This is a genomic window from Burkholderia sp. ABCPW 14 (assembly GCF_001523835.1).
In the GTDB taxonomy this organism is placed as follows: Bacteria; Pseudomonadota; Gammaproteobacteria; order Burkholderiales; family Burkholderiaceae; genus Burkholderia; species Burkholderia mayonis.
The window spans coordinates 1-700 of sequence record NZ_LOVS01000171.1 but is presented as its reverse complement, the minus strand read 5'-3'; the positions used below and the strand labels follow the sequence as shown (position 1 = coordinate 700).

Below are 700 nucleotides of genomic sequence, written 5' to 3'. Positions count from 1 at the left end.
TCGGCGCGCGCCGGCGCGGCGCTGCCGGCGCTCGAATTGGGCGCGGCCGCGAACGTGCGCGGCGCGCGCGATCGGCGCTTGCTCATGAGTAAAACTCCGTGAAAGAAGAAGAATGAATGCCGCCGCCGGCGAGCGGCTCGCGGTCGATCGCGTGCAGGCAGGCCCACGCCAGGTCGGCGTGGCCCGTCTCGTCGTTGCGGCCCGCGGTGTAGGTGGATTGGCGGCCGCTTGCCGTCATCGTCTGTTTGATCGCCATGAACGACGCGGCCAGATCGATCCACCCCGCGTCGAATTGCAGGCGGCCGTTGCGGATGACGGACTGGCCCTTGAGCACGAGGCGGGTTTTCACCTCGGGCGAGTAGTTCAGCGCGACGGCGGCCGGGAAGAATTTGCACACGAGCTGGTAGACGCCCTGGCCCATGCCCGTGGTGTCGATCGCGATGTAGCCGACGTTGTAGCGCTGCGTGATCGCCTCGATCGCCGCGGCCTGCTCTTCGAAGTCGTTGCCGCGGAACTGGTGACGTTCGAGCACGCGGAAGGCGCCGCCGTCGACGCGCGGCGGCGCCACGACGACGAGGCCCGCCGAATCGCCCGTGAGCGCCGGATCGTAGCCGACCCACACCTCGCGATGACCGAACGGCCGCAGCAGCAGCGGCGAGAAGTCGTCCGCCCATTCTTCCCACGAGTCGACCATGCAGCG

Annotated in this window: 1 protein-coding gene; it reads right to left on the bottom strand. The window is 68.9% G+C overall.

What is annotated here, in order from left to right; translation table 11 throughout:
• Nucleotides 1-82: 82 nt before the first annotated feature.
• Nucleotides 83-700 (bottom strand): phage terminase large subunit family protein (locus WS62_RS26600; protein WP_442855106.1); only part of this gene is annotated, 618 nt, incomplete at its 5' end.